This is a genomic window from Chryseobacterium sp. TQ-BC-N36, from assembly GCF_058382295.1.
Genome location: NZ_CM178175.1, coordinates 2,104,165 through 2,121,557 on the forward strand (window position 1 = coordinate 2,104,165; position 17,393 = coordinate 2,121,557).

The following is a 17,393-nucleotide window of genomic DNA, read 5'->3' on the forward strand; positions in this document are numbered from 1 at the left end:
AAAGTAAAACAAAATACGTTCAGCAGAAAAGACTATATGCAGAACTTCAGGAGTTGAACAGGGTATTTTATTAAAATCTGGAGAACAGAACAAACTTTTCGTCAATAAAGCCAAAATCTATATGGAACAATATGCCCAATATGTTCCTAACTTCCTTGATAAAGCAGAATTCGATAAAGATTATATCGCCAGAGAACAGATCGAACAAAAGCTGCAGCAGCTGGATTCTTTAACAGAACAGCTTTCAGACACCAAAGTATTACTGGATCACGATAACTATCATAACGCCATCAGTTTCTACCGAAGCATCAGATATCTTTCCGAAGAGAATGTACCGGGTACCAATGTTATTTATGATGATATGAAGCAGTTTTTTGTGACGGGACAAACTTCAGGCCCCACTGAAACACCCCCTCCATCGGTTCTAACAACAATCAGTAAGAATAAACACTTTTGAAAGCACGTGAAAACGTGCTTTTTTGTGCTCGCCCATTTGCTGATTTTTGGTTGGAAATCGCAAAGACGCAAGATCTTATCATAGGGACGCTATTTAAGGCGCAAGGATTTTATCTCCGATAAAATTTCTATATCCTGATATCCTTACCTATTGAAAATTTTTGATTTTCTTGTGCCTTACAAAACATATCAATATTGAAAACTTTGCGATCTTACGTTTAAAACACAATAATAAGCCATTGTATCTGAAGAAATAGGATATTTAAAATGCAAAGGTTTTATTAGTCAGAATTAATGATTAGAGGAAGCGAAGGAATGGTAGCTACGCCACTGATGAAGCCATATGAATAATGCTAATGATTCTTACAATAATCCATTCCCCTTCTTACCTCCTTCCTAACACCCTCCAGGTAGTATAGCAACCGTCTCTATCATCTTAATATAGGTAGGTGGAGCCCCTTATCCAAGTCCGTCTACCCCCTTACCCAAGGGGGTACAGCCTCTTCATGAAGGGTTGGAGACCGTTTATGAAGTACCTTCAGAGGCTTGGTGAAGGGATTGGATGGGCTTTGGAAGGGACTAAAATTATTTCTGTCATATTTTGACAGATTATCCCAAAATTATGGATTCCCATAAGAATGGAATTGGAAATTTTTACTATCATTGAGAAAAACTTAACCATGATAAAAATTCAGACAGATTTTGATGCTGATTTGGTGTTTGGAGATGATAACGTTACAGGTCTGCAGGGATTAATCCTGGAATCAGGAGGTGGCGTGAAAAGAAGAAATTCTCATCACTCCAAAGTATTCAAAGATATCCTTCACAGACTTAAGGGCATGAATGCAAAGAATATTACAATCTATGTAGCAGCGCACCCTACAAGAGTAAATTATTATCCGGATAATGAATATAGAAAAATCAAATTCAATGGAAAAACCCTTCTAAACTTATCAAATATAGATCTCTACGAATTTGTAAAAGCAGCAAATAAGCAAATAAAACAAAAAGGAAAACTTAACCCGGACAGTCCTAACGGATCTATCCACAAGAGGCTGCTAATTACCTCAGAACTCAACCCTGACGGCTGGAAAAGGCTTTTGGAAAATACAGATGAAAATTTCAAAAAAGAGTTTGAAAGTATTGATCATAATTCTGAAGCAGAACTGGAATATATTCTTCAGAGAGTAAAAAAAAGACTTCGCCAGACGAAATTCAGAAAAGACCTTCTTGAGGCATATAGTAAAACCTGTGCCGTCACAGGATGCAAAACAGAACATGTTCTGGAAGCAGCCCATATCAAACCACATAGTGAAGGAGGCGCAGGGGTTATCAGCAATGGTATTGTATTACGATCTGATATTCACGATCTGTTTGATCAAAGAGATAAAAATGGTAAGCGGCTCCTGCATATTACCACCTCTTATACTATTGAACTGCACGAATCACTGGCAGATACAGAATACAGGGAATACAATGGTAAAACAATTATATTGCCCTTAACTAAAAATCAATATCCAAATTTTTAAAAATGAATACAGGTGTAAAGCTGGAACCCATTGCCAGTCTTCTGCAGAAACAGTTTTTTATCAGGTCTTACCAAAGAGGCTATCGCTGGGATGAAGATCAGGTAAATGACCTTCTTAATGATTTTAACGGTTTTATAAAACAGGAAAATAAGCACGAGGATGAATTCTACTGCCTTCAGCCTGTCGTTGTACGGAAGATGCCGTCATCTGAAAAAATGAAAACAGATTTTTCCGGGGAACCTGTTTATGAAGTCATAGACGGGCAGCAGAGGATCACCACTATTGTTATTGTACTGCATTACCTACTCCACGCATTATCCGGTGAGATCAGACTCAGACTGCCTACCATTGCTTATGAGGTAAGACCTGAAAGCAAAAAAATACTGGCCTCTTTCAACAATTATATGATGGATGATGAAAAACAAAAGGAGCTTGAAGATGATATAGACTTCTATCATATGAAAATAGTGTACGATACAGTTGTAAAATGGTTTGAAGAGAAAACCTATCTGCATATTCCTTTTTTAAAGTTACTTACATCCTATAAGATCAATAATGTACGGGTCATCTGGTATGAAGTGGGGGCAAAAGAAAACAGTATAGAAGTATTCAGAAGATTTAATATAGGTAAAATTCCATTATCAAATGCAGAACTTATCAAAGCTCTTCTGCTCAAAAATAATACTGATGTAAGCCCATCACTGATATTTTCTATTGCCAAAGAATGGCAGATGATAGAAAATCAGCTGCAAGATCCTTATCTGTGGGGATTCCTGAACCCAAAGAAGAACTATACTTCCAGAATAGAATATCTGTTTGATCTCCTGTTCAGAAAAGAGAAGCTGAAAAACAAAAACCGCCAAATCGAATTTGATAAAAAATTCGGTACGGACAAGAGTTCTGTATTCAGATTTTTTCAGGAAAAGATCAGCAAAGCAGGAAATAATCTGCAGCCTGTATGGGATGAAATAGTGCTGGTTTTTGAACAGATTGAGCAGTGGTATAATCATCCTGAGCACTATCATTATATTGGATACCTACAGAACTACGAAAGTCCCAAGGAAACAGGTGATATTGTATTTGATATCATGAAGCTTTCCGAAGATGATGAGGAGTATTTCAAAAGCAAAAATGATCTAACAGACTATCTGATCGGAAAAATTAAAACCACTTCTGCCTCCTGGTTTAGTAATAAGAAGATTACACTGATCTACGAACAAAAAAACCTCCAGAAACTCAGGAATCTGTTTTTTCTCTTCAACGTAGAAACCTGCATAAAAATATCTCTTTCAGGAGACGGAGAAGAAACCTACCGCCTCCCTTTTAAACTGAATAAAGATAACAACTATGATATAGAGCATATAGACTCCAAAACGGAACGGGAGCCTTCAGAAATGAATAATGAAGAAAAGGCAGAATATCTGAGAGATCTTTATCTTGATTATGAAACTGAACTTTATTCGAAAATACAGGAACTACATCCGGAGGCCTTTGCAGAAGGAAAGTTTTCGCAGCATTGGGTTGAAGAAAACATTCTTACAAACTTACCTAAACTGGATGTAATTCTGGAGGAAGTATTGGATGAACTTGACAAAAAACTGTCCGTAGAAGGAGACCAGCTGCCTGATAAAAACTGTATTGGTAATCTGACCGCTTTAAACAGTACCATCAACAGAAGCTATGGTAATTCTTTTTACAAAACAAAAAGAAGGCGGATCATTGAGGAAGATCAGGCTGGAACCTATATTCCCATTACTTCCAAAAATATATTCCTGAAATACTATTCCAAATACCCGCAGAAATATTCCAGATGGACTGCCTCAGATGTGAGTGAATACACAAAAGAATTGGAAAACTGCTTAAACAAATTTATGCAAGATGAGAACATATAATCTAAAAGACTTCTTAACAGCTCCCATTACTTCCGTAATAGAAAATGAGGAGGATTACTGCTATGAAACGATCAGTTATGATTCTCAAAGAAACCAGAGTCACGAAAGCGGAAATATTCTTTCATCATTAAAGATTCCTTTGATACAGAGAGATTATGCCCAGGGCAGAGAATCCAATACTGATCTGAGAGAAGGTTTTATTGCCAAACTGTTTCAGCATCTTGAATCTGGGGAAGAACTGAAATTAGATTTTATATACGGATCTGTAGACCGGAACAGTAGAACAGTGTTTCTTCCTCTGGATGGCCAGCAGAGGCTTACCACCCTGTTTCTTCTTCATTGGTATATTATTAAAAAAGAATGTGGCCCGGGCTCAGATTATGAAGAGATATTTACAAAGTTTTCCTATGAAACCAGAGATACATCAAGAAGATTCTTTGAAAAACTCTCAGGATTTTGTCTGAAAGACAATCCAAAAGAAGACATAAAAAATGCCTATTGGTTCAGTGACCAGTACCGTCTGGATCCTACCATTGATGCGGTACTCAACACCCTTGAAACAATCCATACCTTCTATAGCAAACTTCAGGAAAAAGGTACTCTTTATCTCAATCTCGATAAAATTGTATTCTACGTCCTCCCGATGGATCAGTTTAAACTTACGGATGATTTATATATAAAGCTGAATGCAAGGGGTAAACTGCTGTCTTCCTTTGAGAATCTGAAAGCTGATCTCATAGGATGGATTAAGAACTGTAGTCATTTTGACAAAGAGGTAGAAAATGGCAGTCTCATACTTCCCCACTTTGACAGCATTGCCCTAAAATTTGATAACCAATGGTCCCGCTTTTTCTGGAAACAGACAAAAACCAACCGAATCTCTAAAAAAACTGTAGACCCTTATTTTTTCAGGTTCATCCATCGTATTCTGATTAATGACTATATTGTAAATTATAAAGGTACAGCAATAGATCTTCTGACTGATGAAACATATACTTCACTTCTCTCAAGAGAAAAAGAACTGTATTTTGCCAGTTTTGATTTTTACAGACCACTGATTTCAAAAGAATTTGTATTAAAACTGGAAAAACTTCTGGATTTTTATTCAGATCATGGTTTTGAAATATTTGATCATGTACAGCCTCTATGGAATACTGATTATAAATGGGATATTTTTAAAGGAGATGAGAATAACAGGTTTACGATGGATGACAGAATGCTGTTTGATGCTGTAAATGCTTATGCAGAAAACAATAATACTTTCGATCTTGCATGTTTTAAAGAGTGGATCAGAATAGTATGGAATCTCATAGCAGATCCTGATATCAGAAGTATAGGAGCCAATAAAACAGCAATGCAATTTATCCGCATGATTGCAGGATTCTCTTCTGATATACTGGGAAGTCTCACCAGAGGCACTTTGGATACCTGGTTAGATGACCATAAAAATATTCACAGTATTCAGCTTAAAGAAGAAAAACAGAAAGCGCTGCTTCTGTCAGATAATGAAAGCTGGAACGAAGCTATATTTAATGCGGAAGGCTTTGGCATGCTGCAGGGTAATATTTCTTTGCTCTTAAGCGAAACAAGTTCTCCTGAAATACTTCATGATAAATTTGAGAAGTTTAAATATTTATTTTCAGAAACCAGTCCCAACCAGTTAATTGAAAATGAAGACTATAGTATCATGCGCTATATTCTGGCATCCTTTACGGATTGGGGAAAGCTACAGGCATTCAATTTTTCCGACACAGTACTGAACTGGAAAACCTATCTCCGTAGAAATAATGAGGTTATAGAGGCTATAAGGCAATTACTCCTGCTTGACAAAAATTCTATACAGGATCATATTCTTAAAGCTATAAAAGGGCAGTCCCGTATTGATACTGCAGATGAAAAGCTTAGAATAAGCCACGCTCATCTTTACCATGATAACGCATTTCACATATGGATGCAGAAAGATGGAGTAAATAAAATCAAATGGTTATGGACCCACTTCTTTGCTATCAGACCAAGTGCATGGTACAGTAAAGTAATGATTGATAATTACCGTAATGAACTTATTGAACAATTGATCCATACTTTTGGAATTAATACCCTCAACAATCACCGATGCGGCGATTCTGCCTATTTTTGGGGTGAAAACCTGGAAATCAATAAGCACACTGAAAATTATAACATAAGTTTTTATTTTGACAGTGAGAAAATTCTTCATATAGGCCTTAAAAAGGACCTTAATTCCCATTTATCCTATGAAGATACTGACATTCATGAAGATGCTGACAGGATATGGATAAAAAAAATTGAGTTTGATTATTCATCCATAATAAGTCCTTCAGGAATAAGTTTGTTTATAGAAGAAATTAAAAACCGCTTAGCAGATAACAGCTCATTTTTACAGGAACTGTAAGCAGAATATGTAACGACTGATCAGAATGCAGAATAATTAAATCTCCTGATTTCTATTTTTAAATAAAAACCAGCTGAAAAAGACTTTTTCAGCTGGTTATATTTAAATTTTCCCGCAGATTGCTTTATGCTTTATATTTGACCATTCTGACTTTCCCTATTCTCCTCAATTTTTTTTACTTGTTTTTTTACTTGCATGGCCAGATAATCATTGCTTATCAGATAAATAAGAAAAAAGAAAAATAGAGAAACCACGATATATAGGAAAATAATAATATGATAGATATTCTTTGGAATAAATGATTCTATCAATAGAATGGTTATAAAACCTCCACAAAAAACAAAAAGAGTTAGGTACATTAGTGCATTTGCAGTATATTCCTGATATTTTCTAATGTTTACAATAATTTTCCCCTGTTCATTTTCCTGTAAATACAAAAAGATTTTCCGGTAGACACTCCAGTCATATTTTCCCCCTACGTATTCTTTAAAAGACTTCAGTTTCTGAGCAAAGGCGACGTTAGTCTTTATACCAGTCTGTAACTCAAAAAGTTTCTCTTCAGCAATTTCTTTTTGATTTTCCAGATGGTTTTCTCTGATGATGGTAAATACTTTTTCCAATTCTTCCGTTTTTTTTAAGCTGGATTTAGGTTCAAAAAATTTGTCAGCAATTTTGAATAATAAATTAAATGCTTCGTTAATCATATATTTGGTATTTAAATTCAGTACTTATAATACAAGATAAAATGATCTAAAAAAAATAAAGCACCTAAAATATCAATAAAAATTACGGTTGTATTATGGTTTTCAGTAAACAGATAATTTCCCGAACTCCTACGCCCCTCATAATACTTTAACACCCATTATACCCTATCCCCCAATAAATTTTCGTTCTTTTGCAAAAATTATAATTTTTATATCCGCATGTCGAAGTTTGATGCAATCCGGTATTTCTATGATCAGGAAGTGAACGAGAGATTACAGAGCATAGCCCGTGATCCTATGATGAAAGCACTGATGAATTTTACTTTTCCGGATACGGATGAGCAGGTCTGGCTGGAACAGTTTAAAAATGTTCATTCCATCAGCGATTTTCAGCATCAGTTTGTAGCCTATGCCGTTCGGCAGATCCTTGCGAAAAGTTCGGAAGGTTTGACGACTTCAGGCTTTGATAAGCTGGACAAAAATACCCCTTACCTTTTCATCTCCAATCACAGGGATATTGTATTGGATACTTCCCTGCTTAACCTCGTTTTGCTGGAAGGTGGCTATATTATGACTGCCTCGGCGATCGGAGATAATCTTGTCCGTAAAAAATTTCTACATGTACTGGCCAAACTGAACCGCAACTTTCTTGTACAGAGAGGCCTTTCGCTTCGTGAACAGCTGACAAGTTCACAAACGATGTCCGAATACATTAAAATGCAGCTGCATCAGGAAAACCGTTCCGTATGGATTGCCCAGCGTGAAGGCCGTACCAAAAACGGTAACGACGCTACCCAGCAGGGTGTTTTGAAAATGCTGGCTATGGCAGCCGGAGATCAGCCACTGACGGAGTATTTTAAATCCTTAAAGATTGTTCCCATCTCCATCTCCTATGAATATGACCCTACAGATTCCTTAAAGATGCCCCAACTGCTGGCCCAGCACAGGGATGAGGAATATATTAAAGGGAAAAATGAAGATTTCACCAATATCCTGAGCGGAATTCTGGGGCAAAAGAAACGCATTCATCTGCATGCAGGAGACGTTATAGGTCCAGAACTGGATGAAATTGCTGCTGCCACCGATAATAAAAACAAACAGCTGCAGGCGATTACACAGGTTATTGACCACTCTATCATCAGCAATTATAAGCTTTGGCCAACCAAGTATATTGCCTATGATCTCTTGCACAATACCCATACCTATACCTCTGAATATACAGAGCAGGAAAAACAGTTATTTGTCCGCAGACTTGAAATGCGTATTGATCCGTCTGATCCTGTTTCCAGAGAGTATTTCTTATCGATGTATGCCACTCCTTTGGTTAATAAGCTAAAATCTGAAGAGAGATCTGAAAAATAGGTTACCATTCAATAAACGTAAAAACCACTGCTGCTGAGCAGTGGTTATGCTACTTTAAATTCTTCAGTTTTTATCTGGACTGCGACATAAAATCTGCTTCTATGACTGCGTCTGCAAATGCTTTTGGAGCTTCCTGCGGTAAATTATGCCCAATTCCTCCTGTTAAAGTATGGTGTATATATTTGCCGATATATTTCGAAGCATAACTTTCCGGAGCAGGAAATGCCGCTCCGTTGGCATCACCCTCCAGGGTAACTGTAGGAACTGTAATGGACGGGGATTTTGCCAGCCTGGTTTCAAGCGCATCATATTGTTTTTCTCCTTTCGCCAATCCAAGACGCCAGCGGTAATTGTGGATCACGATATCAACATGATCAGGATTATTGAATGCTGCTGCAGAGCGTTCATAGGTCTGGTCATCAAAAGCCCATTTTGGTGAAGCCGTTTTCCAGATGAGTTTATTAAATGCCATGGTATTCGCCTGATACCCCTTATATCCTCTTTCGGTTGAAAAGTAATATTGGTACCACCATAAAAATTCAGCATTGGGGGATAAAGGTTTTTCGTTTGCCTTCGGACTTCCTATTAAATATCCGCTTACTGCCACCAGTCCGGAACAACGCTCAGGCCACAGTGCAGCAATGATATCAGCTGTTCTGGCTCCCCAGTCGAAACCGCCAATGACTGCCTTATCTATTTTCAGGGCATCCATAAAAGCAATGATATCCAATGCCACGGCACTTTGCTGACCGTTTCGTTTTGTATCGGGTGATACGAAGGTAGTAGTGCCATAACCCCTTAAATAAGGGACCAAAACATGGTAGCCTTTCTCAGCAAGTATGGCGGAAGACTGTTCAAAACTATGGATATCATAAGGCCATCCGTGAAGAAGAATAACAGGTTTTCCATTGGAGGGACCTACCTCTGCATACCCCACATCCAGCAGTCCGGCCCTGATCTTCTTTGTATTCTGAAAAGCTGTTCTGGTGCTTTCCGTATCTTTTTCAACCGTGGTATAAGTCTGTGCTTTTAGAGACCATAATCCTGTTCCCATAAAAATAATCAGGGATAAAACGGATCTTATTTTTTTGCTCAAATTCAATGCAGTATTCATAATAATAATGTTTTTGTGATGGTAAAATTATGGTAAAGCGGTCCTTACAATAAGAACAAATACTCTAAACAGGTCATATTAAACGGTGAATCCGGATTTTCAGCCGTTAAAGCAGACAATCCAATAAATAAAATGCCTCAACATCAATCATCGTTCATCATTTATCATTTATCACGTATCTTCGTAAATCGTATGAAACAAGTAATTCCATCCCACCACAATCAACTGGAAAATTCAGCTGTACGGCTAATGCCGTTATCCATTTTTCATGAAAAACAGGCAGAAGTTCACAGGGACGACCATTATATGTTTATCCTTCAGCAGAAAGGAGACTTTGTGATGGAAATAGATTTTAACAGGATTGTATTGAAAGGCCCTTCCTTATGTTTTACCGGTCCCGGACAGATTCATCAGTATATTCATCAGAAAGACAACGAGGGATGTTTTTTTTTCGTAGAGGCTGAACTTGTTCCTGAGGCTTACCGTGAAGCACTGGACCTCCACCAATGGCTCCGTCAGTCCTCAGCTGTTACGGAAAATGACATTATTTTCGATCTGCCACCCCTGTTTGAAAAAGCTGAAAAAGATCCGGTACTGCATATACCTTCCATCATGAGATCACTGGCAGAATCTGCAGTTGGAATCATTATTTCAAGAATTTCAGGAACAGAAACAGAAGGTTTTCATCAGCAGGGCCAAAGGTATTCGATTACAAGACAGTTTAAAAAGCTGATCACAGAACACTTCATAACTGTCAAACAGGTACAGCAGTATGCAGAATTTCTCAATATTACTCCGCTTTATCTGAATGAAGCTGTAAAAGATGTTACCGGATATCCTGCCAGTTTCTGGATACAGCAGAAAGTCTTATGGGAAGCCCGCCGCCTGCTGTTTTATACCAGTATGGATGTAAAACAGATCGCCTTTGAACTGGGCTATGATGATCCTGTTTACTTTTCACGCTTCTTTAAAAAAGGAACAGGGATGACTGCTTTACAGTTCAGAGCTAAAAACCATGATTTGTCCCATTATCACCATTAAATAGCTCTCGGACTCCCGGACCTCAGATTCTAATTTTGTCCCGTCAATCATCAAAAACAAATAACAGGATTGATCAGCAATTATGATGGTACAACAATTAAAAAACAAACGTATTGCAGTTATAGGAGCCGGATTGGGAGGTCTGTGTCTTGCTCAGGGATTAAAAAAGAATGGAATCCCCTTCACGATATTTGAAAAAGATACTGCTATAAACACCCGGTCACAAGGGTACAGAATAAGGGTGAATGAGCCTGGCAGAAAAGCTTTAGAGGAGTGCCTTCCCGGAAATCTGTACAGGCTGTTCCTGGACACCTGTGCGGCAAGCTACAGTGGAATGAAAGTTTTGACCACAACCCTTGAAAGTTCCCGAAATGCCCTGGTAGAATCCTGGAGTGACGGAGTAAAAGAAATGCCGGACCTGAAACCCAACCGCCTGACATTACGTGAAATTTTACTTCAGGGGATACAGGACCATATCTGCTTTGGAAAGGAGCTCACAGCCTGGAAAGAATCAGAAAACGGTGAAGTGGAACTCGCATTTTCAGACGGCTCAACCTATACCGCAGATCTGGTAATAGCTGCCGACGGGGTTCATTCCCGAATCGGAAAAGAGTATTGCAAAGACCATAAAATCAATACCGGGAATATAACCATCTATGGAAGAACTTTCTGTTCTCCCGAAGCTCAGAACGCTATTGCTCAGGAATTGCAGGAAGGTACATCAGTGATTATTGGTGACCGGTTTTCTTTAATTACAGATTTTATGAGTTTTGATTTTTCCCGGAAAGATACATCCTGGAATCAGCTCAGTCCGATTTCCGATTATTTTTACTGGGCATTCATCGGAAATCCACAGGCTTTTGGAATGGCAAAGTCTGATTTTTACAGCCATTCAACAGAAGAGATTTTACAGGCAATCAATAAAGTGACCTATCAGTGGCACCCTAAGCTTAAAGCATTATTTCAGTATGCTGATCAGCCTTCATTATCCGTAACCCCTATCCGGTCTTCTTTGCCAAAGGAACCATGGACATCCGGAAATATTACAGCATTGGGTGACGCCGTCCATACGATGAGCCCTGCAGGAGGAGTCGGAGCCAATACAGCCTTTACAGATGCTGCCCTTCTGACCCGTTATATAATCAGTAAAAGCAGTATTCCGGAAGCTGTCGAAGAGTATGAAAAACAGATGATTATGTATAGTAACCACGCGATTGAAATATCTCTGAAGGGCGGCGAGATCCTGCATGGGATCACTGAAGATCACGGAAATAAAGAATCATTGTAAAGCGGCTTTATTTTGTGTGATAAGCCTGGTATGCCCGATGCGATCATGAATCAAAAAAGTACCACATCTGGCAAAAACATGGTGAAAATCATTTTATTAAAAGTAAAATTGTTTATATTTAATTAGATAAAAGCAAAGATTTTCATGTTGTAAAAAGGCAGGATAATTGCAATGATCTACAAAACCACACAAAATAAGATTTATGAATGTACAGTTAGATCCATATGCTAAGACTGAAAAAAATACTGTTGACCAATTTCGTTCAGATATTTTGAATGGACTACAGAATATGCCTAAAAAGCTATCTTCAAAATATTTTTACGATAAAACCGGTGATCATCTTTTTCAGAAGATTATGGCCATGCCTTCCTATTATCTGACCCGTTGTGAACTGGATATTTTCAAGAATAAAACAGACGAACTTATTGAGCTTCTCATTCCGGGAAATGAACCTTTTGACCTGATCGAGCTGGGTGCAGGAGATGCAATGAAATCAAGCTATCTGCTGGAACAGCTGATCAAAAAAGGGTTTAATTTTACTTATATGCCAATTGATATCTCAGGAAATATTCTTTCGATACTTCATGAAAAACTAAGCAGCCGGTTTCCGGAAATGAAAATCACCTGTCTGGAAGGGGATTATTTTGAAATGCTTCAAAAGGCCGCTTCATTATCAGACAGGAGAAAAGTGGTCATGTTCCTGGGCAGTAATATCGGGAATATGACTCCGGAAGAAGCTGAAGTTTTCTGCCTTCACCTGAATAAAAATCTATCACCTAAAGACCGTGTACTGATAGGATTTGACCTGAAGAAAAATCCACATATTATCCTGGATGCTTATAATGATAAAGAAGGAATTACCGCTGCCTTTAATCTTAATCTTCTGACCCGTATCAACCATGAACTGGGAGGTAATTTTGACCTGACACAATTTCAGCATTACCAGACTTATGATCCGGTTACAGGAGCCTGCCGAAGTTTTCTGGTAAGCCTTACCGGTCAGCAGGTAACCATTGGCGATATCGTGATTTCATTTGAAGAAAATGAACTTATCGATATGGAGATTTCACAGAAATTCTCTCCTGAAAGAAGCAGGGAACTTGGCGAAAAATCAGGTTTTTCCATCACCGGAGAGATCAGAGATTCTAAAAAATGGTTTTTAGATACGATCTGGCAGGCAAAATAGAAAGATAAACAGCACATCACTTCTTTAAAAGTGAAAAAATAAAATCATGCTTTTTCATTAAAAATCAATCATTAAAACTAAAAGACATGACACCAGAGATCACCATAAAAGACAGTACAAAAAAGTATATGGACATCCGCAGGCGTTCTGAAGAAATCTGTGCACCGCTGGAAACCGAAGATTATGTAGTACAGCCTATTGTAGATGTAAGCCCTCCGAAATGGCACCTTGGTCATACCACCTGGTTTTTTGAGACGTTCATTCTCATTCCCCATTTCCCTGATTACAAAGTTTTTGACCCTCAGTATAATTTTGTTTTTAACAGTTACTATGAGACCGTTGGTGCAAGGGTTATCCGAACCGACCGCGGCAATCTCAGCCGCCCTTCTGTTTCAGAAGTATATGAATACAGAAGGTATGTGGATGAACACATGAAAGCTTTTCTTGAAAGTTCTTTCCTTACAGAAGCAGTTGAGCCTCTTCTGGAGCTGGGGCTCAACCATGAACAGCAGCATCAGGAGCTGTTAATTACTGATATTAAATATATTTTAGGCCATAATCCGCTTTTCCCTGTTTACACAGAAGAAAAACCTGTACATAACAGCTCAAAAGATCCCGAAATGCTCAGCTTTTCTGAAGGAGTCTATGAAATTGGTTTTAAGGGGGAAGGATTCTGTTTTGATAACGAATTGGGAAGGCATAAAGTTTATCTTACCGATTTTGAGATTGCCAGTCAGCTGGTCACCAATAAAGAGTATTTAGAATTTATGAAAGCCGGAGGGTATGAAGATTTCAGACACTGGCATGCGGAAGGATGGGACTGGGTGAAACAAAATTCTGCGAAATCTCCTCTGTACTGGCATTATATTGAAGGGAAATGGATGCATTATGCGCTGAACGGATTACAGGAAATAGATCCTGATGCTCCGCTATGCCACATCAATTTCTATGAAGCCTCCGCTTTTGCTTCCTGGAAAGGAATGCGTCTCCCTACTGAAGCAGAATGGGAAACCGCCTCCGACTATTTTGACTGGGGAACACGCTGGGAATGGACTAATTCTGCTTATCTTCCCTATCCTCATTTTAAGAAGGAAGAAGGAGCCGTAGGTGAATACAATGGAAAATTCATGGTAAATCAAATGGTATTAAGAGGAGCGTCTGAAGCTACTCCTCCCGGACACAGCAGAAAGACCTACCGGAATTTTTTTCAGCCCAATTTAAAATGGCAGTTCACAGGAATCAGGCTCGCCCAGTAATTTTTTGCCGATGATCACAGTAGAATCAGTCTCAAAAAGTTTTAACGGAAAAAAAGCAGTGGATCATATTTCTTTTCAGGCATCTGATCAGGAGATCCTTGTCCTCCTGGGCACGAGCGGTTGCGGAAAGACGACAACCCTTAAGATGATCAACCGTCTCATAGAAGCAGATTCAGGAAATATCCTCATTAACGGAAAGAACATCCGGGATCAGAAACCCGAGGAGCTGAGAATGGGAATTGGCTTTGTCATGCAGCATGCCGGATTATTTCCTCACTATACGATTCAGCAGAATATTGCGGTAGTTCCTGAACTTTTGAAATGGGATACAAAGAAAACAGAAAGAAGAATGCATGAGCTTCTGGCTAAACTGCATCTTCCGGAAGAGATTCTTTCCCGGTTTCCCCACGAGCTCAGCGGCGGACAGCAACAGCGTGTGGGTATCGCAAGGGCACTGATTGCAGACAGTCCGGTTTTGCTGATGGATGAACCTTTCGGGGCATTGGATACCATCACCAAGGCTAATATTCATTCGGAATTTAAATCGCTGGAAGAACTTAAAAGTAAAACCATCATATTGGTTACCCATGATGTGCAGGAAGCTTTTGAACTAGGCCACCGGATATGCCTGATGGATCATGGGAAAATTATACAGACCGGTACTCCCAAGGAAATGCTATACCATCCTGCCACTCATTTTGTCCGTGATTTTTTTGCTGAAAACCGGCTTTTGTTAGAATATAAAATAGCCGCTCTACATCACATCAGTCCGTTTCTCACTCCGGAAAGCTCATATTACAGACCGGACAGTACAGACAATACAAGTGTCTGGAATATTTTACAGCAATTAAGTTCTGATCATCAAAATGCTGAGGTGTATGAAGAAGTGGTGAGAGCTTTTAACCATTATAAAAAATCACAGAGGGTATGATACAGCAGCAGAGTCTATGGCAATTTATTGCTGAACAGCATGAAAAGCTGACTGCCCAGATTATCCAGCATCTTGGGCTTACCTTTTTGTCCCTGCTCCTCGCCATCATAGTCGGTGTACCTTTAGGTATACTGATCTCCAGAAAAAAGAAACTTTCCAGCCCGGTGCTGGGCATCGCCGGTATTTTACAGACCATTCCGAGTATTGCCCTGTTGGGTTTTATGATTCCTGTTTTTGGCATTGGCCCCAAACCGGCAATTGCGGCTTTACTCATCTATGCGCTACTTCCCATTATCAGGAATACCTATACCGGAATTACGGGCGTGGATCCGGCAGTGATTGAGGCTGCCAAAGCAATGGGAATGAACAGAAACCAGCTTCTTTTTAAAGTGAAGCTCCCTTTGGCAATGCCGGTGATTATTGCCGGTATCAGAACTGCGGCAGTTATTAATGTAGGAGTGGCTACCCTTGCCTCTTTTGTGGCAGCAGGAGGTCTGGGAGAGTTTATCTTTGGAGGGATTTCACTCAACAATACGAATATGATCCTCGCAGGAGCCATTCCGGCAGCATTGCTGGCTGTTATACTGGATCAGGTTATTGCAGTGATCCAGAGATCAGGTTACCGTTTTTTTCAAAAACTGAAATATATTCTTCCGGTTGTTCTTATCATTTTAGGAACAGGTTATCTTCTGACTTTTGTGTCCCACCGGACCATTAAAGCAGGTTTTACACCGGAATTTATGGGGAGGCAGGATGGAGATATCGGGCTGCGTTCGGTATATGGGCTCAATGTGAATCCTCTTATTGTAAGTGATGCAATTATGTATAAAGCAGCGTATGGGAAAGAGCTGGATCTGATCAGCGGATATTCTACAGATGGCAGAATCAAAGCTTATGATCTGTATGTGCTGAATGATGACAAAAAAATATTTCCGCCTTATTATGCAGCGCCTATTATCAAAAACCAAACACTGAATAAATTTCCGGAACTGGAAAAAACCTTGAATCTACTGGCCGGAAAGTTCAATGATTCTCTCATGACGGATCTGAATTACAGGGCTGATCATCTCCACCAGACTCCGGAGAGGATTGCAAAGGATTTTCTGATCAGCAACAATCTTTATAAAAGTCCCCGAAAAGGAAATTCAGGAACCGTCCGGATTGGCTCAAAAATCTTTGGAGAGCAATATATCCTTGCAGAAATGTATACCATGCTTATTGAAGGCTACACTGACTATAAAGTGGAAACCAAAACCGGTTTAGGAGGAACGAAAATCTGTTTTGATGCGCTGATGAATGATGCGATTGATTTTTATCCTGAATATACGGGAACCGGACTTCTGGTTCTTTTAAAGCCTTCGGCAGAAACAATAAGAAATATTTCCCAAAGTCCCGATAAAACGTACAGATATGTGAATTCAGAATTTGAAAAACACTATGGAATCCGATGGCTGCAGCCTTTAGGATTCAATAATGCCTATGCCCTAATGATGCGGAGAAGCCAGGCTGAAGAACTTCAAATCAAAAATATATCTGATCTTAAACAATATTTTAACGGGAAATAATGGTGATCATTCACCATCATCAACCCTTCTGTTCTTTCCTGATATAAAATTACAGACAGTCTTTTTTTAAATGCTATCTTCGCAGGAGATAAAAAAATCTGACAAAATGAAAAAAATACTATTTCTGGCTTCGGCTGTACTGGTTCTCAATTCATGTGTAGTAAGAACAGCTACAAAAGTAGTATCCGGAGCTGTAAACTTAGGATATAAAGCTGTCAAAGGAACTGTCAACGGAATCAGCTGGGCAGTGAGTAAGGCGAAAGGAAAAATAGATGAAGACCGCTTGGACGGCACCTGGAAAGTAGTGGGTGTTTACCGTGGTTCTTTTGAAGATTTTTCTAAAGACCAGAATCCTGACGGCTCATTTACTTCAGAATGTACAGAAGGTTTTGATCAGATCGTTTTCAAGGCTAAAAAGTCTAAATTCAAGCTGGTACACTGCAGCACCCAGGATGAAGATTGGGTAAAATATTCTATGGAGTTCGGAAAAAATCCTTCAACAAAAGAAAAGGAAAATTATATAGAATACAATTCCAACAACTATATTTCTGTCATTGATGTCAACAGTAAAACAATGGTTCTGGAAGGTAACCTGATGCCCAAATTAGGATTTTCCGGTGCTAAGTTGTATCTTCTGGAAAAGGTAAAATAGAAATTCA

14 protein-coding genes are annotated in these 17,393 nt (G+C 38.9%); 12 read left to right on the forward strand and 2 right to left on the reverse strand.

The genetic code is table 11. The features are described 5' to 3' along the window. Positions 1-121: 121 nt before the first annotated feature. The 4 genes from AC3FI7_RS09335 (at position 122) to AC3FI7_RS09350 (ending at position 6,287) form a co-directional block, all read left to right on the forward strand. The gene (locus AC3FI7_RS09335) at positions 122-457 is read left to right on the forward strand and encodes a hypothetical protein (RefSeq protein ID WP_491461909.1); all 336 of its coding nucleotides are present in this window, start codon (positions 122-124) and stop codon (positions 455-457) included. A 679-nt stretch (positions 458-1,136) separates the two neighbouring features. Continuing rightward, positions 1,137-1,985, forward strand: coding sequence for an HNH endonuclease (locus AC3FI7_RS09340; protein WP_491461910.1), 849 nt, complete (start codon positions 1,137-1,139; stop codon positions 1,983-1,985). A gap of 2 nt (positions 1,986-1,987) precedes the next feature. Further along, a complete protein-coding gene (locus AC3FI7_RS09345; protein ID WP_491461911.1) occupies positions 1,988-3,877 on the forward strand; it encodes a DUF262 domain-containing protein in 1,890 nt (629 codons plus the stop codon). Beyond that, entirely contained in the window at positions 3,864-6,287 is a 2,424-nt protein-coding gene (locus AC3FI7_RS09350; RefSeq protein ID WP_491461912.1) for a DUF262 domain-containing protein, read from the forward strand. The genes AC3FI7_RS09345 and AC3FI7_RS09350 overlap by 14 nt, the downstream gene beginning before the upstream one ends. Positions 6,288-6,418: 131 nt before the next feature. On the opposite strand, the gene AC3FI7_RS09355 is transcribed toward AC3FI7_RS09350, so the two are convergent. Beyond that, the gene (locus AC3FI7_RS09355; RefSeq protein WP_491461913.1) at positions 6,419-6,991 is read right to left on the reverse strand and encodes a hypothetical protein; all 573 of its coding nucleotides are present in this window, start codon (positions 6,989-6,991) and stop codon (positions 6,419-6,421) included. Between the two features lie 219 nt (positions 6,992-7,210). Here AC3FI7_RS09355 and AC3FI7_RS09360 point away from each other — a divergent pair, with 219 nt between their 5' ends. Beyond that, positions 7,211-8,353, forward strand: coding sequence for a 1-acyl-sn-glycerol-3-phosphate acyltransferase (locus AC3FI7_RS09360; RefSeq protein ID WP_491461914.1), 1,143 nt, complete (start codon positions 7,211-7,213; stop codon positions 8,351-8,353). A gap of 70 nt (positions 8,354-8,423) precedes the next feature. On the opposite strand, the gene AC3FI7_RS09365 is transcribed toward AC3FI7_RS09360, so the two are convergent. After that, positions 8,424-9,467, reverse strand: a complete 1,044-nt coding sequence (locus AC3FI7_RS09365; protein WP_491461915.1) for an alpha/beta fold hydrolase — start codon at positions 9,465-9,467, stop codon at positions 8,424-8,426. 192 nt (positions 9,468-9,659) lie between these two features. Here AC3FI7_RS09365 and AC3FI7_RS09370 point away from each other — a divergent pair, with 192 nt between their 5' ends. From AC3FI7_RS09370 to AC3FI7_RS09400, 7 genes are all read left to right on the forward strand, one after another. After that, positions 9,660-10,508, forward strand: a complete 849-nt coding sequence (locus AC3FI7_RS09370; RefSeq protein WP_172617014.1) for a helix-turn-helix domain-containing protein — start codon at positions 9,660-9,662, stop codon at positions 10,506-10,508. Positions 10,509-10,590: 82 nt separating this feature from the next. Further along, on the forward strand, positions 10,591-11,796 hold the full coding sequence (locus AC3FI7_RS09375; RefSeq protein ID WP_142723322.1) for an FAD-dependent oxidoreductase: 1,206 nt from the start codon (positions 10,591-10,593) through the stop codon (positions 11,794-11,796). Between the two features lie 202 nt (positions 11,797-11,998). Then, positions 11,999-12,982 carry an L-histidine N(alpha)-methyltransferase gene (egtD, locus tag AC3FI7_RS09380; RefSeq protein WP_491461916.1) on the forward strand — a complete coding sequence of 328 codons (984 nt, stop codon included), beginning with the start codon at positions 11,999-12,001 and terminating at the stop codon, positions 12,980-12,982. Between the two features lie 86 nt (positions 12,983-13,068). Next, positions 13,069-14,238 carry an ergothioneine biosynthesis protein EgtB gene (egtB, locus tag AC3FI7_RS09385; RefSeq protein ID WP_343659162.1) on the forward strand — a complete coding sequence of 390 codons (1,170 nt, stop codon included), beginning with the start codon at positions 13,069-13,071 and terminating at the stop codon, positions 14,236-14,238. Positions 14,239-14,248: 10 nt separating this feature from the next. Next, positions 14,249-15,169, forward strand: coding sequence for an ABC transporter ATP-binding protein (locus tag AC3FI7_RS09390; RefSeq protein ID WP_491461917.1), 921 nt, complete (start codon positions 14,249-14,251; stop codon positions 15,167-15,169). Then, a complete protein-coding gene (locus AC3FI7_RS09395; protein ID WP_491461918.1) occupies positions 15,166-16,734 on the forward strand; it encodes an ABC transporter permease/substrate-binding protein in 1,569 nt (522 codons plus the stop codon). The genes AC3FI7_RS09390 and AC3FI7_RS09395 overlap by 4 nt, the downstream gene beginning before the upstream one ends. A 106-nt stretch (positions 16,735-16,840) precedes the next feature. Further along, complete coding sequence (locus tag AC3FI7_RS09400) at positions 16,841-17,386, forward strand: hypothetical protein (RefSeq protein WP_491461919.1); 546 nt, start codon at positions 16,841-16,843, stop codon at positions 17,384-17,386. Positions 17,387-17,393: the final 7 nt, after the last annotated feature.

What these genes read in the sequence shown, in the direction of transcription:
- egtB (WP_343659162.1), top strand. Translation starts at nt 13,069, where the DNA reads ATGACACCAGAGATCACCATAAAAGACAGTACAAAAAAGTATATGGAC.
- AC3FI7_RS09400 (WP_491461919.1), top strand. Translation starts at nt 16,841, where the DNA reads ATGAAAAAAATACTATTTCTGGCTTCGGCTGTACTGGTTCTCAATTCA.
- AC3FI7_RS09365 (WP_491461915.1), bottom strand. Translation starts at nt 9,467, where the DNA reads ATGAATACTGCATTGAATTTGAGCAAAAAAATAAGATCCGTTTTATCC.
- AC3FI7_RS09375 (WP_142723322.1), top strand. Translation starts at nt 10,591, where the DNA reads ATGATGGTACAACAATTAAAAAACAAACGTATTGCAGTTATAGGAGCC.
- AC3FI7_RS09370 (WP_172617014.1), top strand. Translation starts at nt 9,660, where the DNA reads ATGAAACAAGTAATTCCATCCCACCACAATCAACTGGAAAATTCAGCT.
- AC3FI7_RS09340 (WP_491461910.1), top strand. Translation starts at nt 1,137, where the DNA reads ATGATAAAAATTCAGACAGATTTTGATGCTGATTTGGTGTTTGGAGAT.
- egtD (WP_491461916.1), top strand. Translation starts at nt 11,999, where the DNA reads ATGAATGTACAGTTAGATCCATATGCTAAGACTGAAAAAAATACTGTT.
- AC3FI7_RS09355 (WP_491461913.1), bottom strand. Translation starts at nt 6,991, where the DNA reads ATGATTAACGAAGCATTTAATTTATTATTCAAAATTGCTGACAAATTT.
- AC3FI7_RS09345 (WP_491461911.1), top strand. Translation starts at nt 1,988, where the DNA reads ATGAATACAGGTGTAAAGCTGGAACCCATTGCCAGTCTTCTGCAGAAA.
- AC3FI7_RS09395 (WP_491461918.1), top strand. Translation starts at nt 15,166, where the DNA reads ATGATACAGCAGCAGAGTCTATGGCAATTTATTGCTGAACAGCATGAA.
- AC3FI7_RS09350 (WP_491461912.1), top strand. Translation starts at nt 3,864, where the DNA reads ATGAGAACATATAATCTAAAAGACTTCTTAACAGCTCCCATTACTTCC.
- AC3FI7_RS09335 (WP_491461909.1), top strand. Translation starts at nt 122, where the DNA reads ATGGAACAATATGCCCAATATGTTCCTAACTTCCTTGATAAAGCAGAA.
- AC3FI7_RS09360 (WP_491461914.1), top strand. Translation starts at nt 7,211, where the DNA reads ATGTCGAAGTTTGATGCAATCCGGTATTTCTATGATCAGGAAGTGAAC.
- AC3FI7_RS09390 (WP_491461917.1), top strand. Translation starts at nt 14,249, where the DNA reads ATGATCACAGTAGAATCAGTCTCAAAAAGTTTTAACGGAAAAAAAGCA.